This window comes from Oleiphilus sp. HI0117 (assembly GCF_001635235.1).
Map to the genome: position 1 here is coordinate 1 of NZ_LWGA01001333.1, position 293 is coordinate 293.

The 293-nt window shown below is 47.4% G+C and carries 1 protein-coding gene; it reads right to left on the minus strand.

Annotation, left to right across the window (positions count from 1 at the left end):
* The coding region (locus A3757_RS27270; RefSeq protein ID WP_197470249.1) for a hypothetical protein at positions 1 to 293 on the minus strand (293 nt) is incomplete at both ends.

Below are 293 nucleotides of genomic sequence, written 5' to 3' on the forward strand. Positions count from 1 at the left end.
TGTTGTTCTTCGAGAGTCGTGCTATCTGAAGCAACTTCAATGGCATCAAAGCTGTCTTCATCCTTACGTAAAGAGATATCGGTAGCGCTGCTGTCCACTTCTAAGCCTTCCAGAGGTTTATGTCCGGCGGGCAGAGCAGGTGCTTCGAGCGTTTCAATCACAAGCGGCTCGGATCGAGGCGCAGCGAAAGTTTGGATCTGGGAAGCGGGAAGCTCAGGTTTTTGTACAGGGGCCTTTTTCAGCTCTTTTATAAGATCGATTATAACTTCTGACTGGTTAAATAGTTTTTCAGG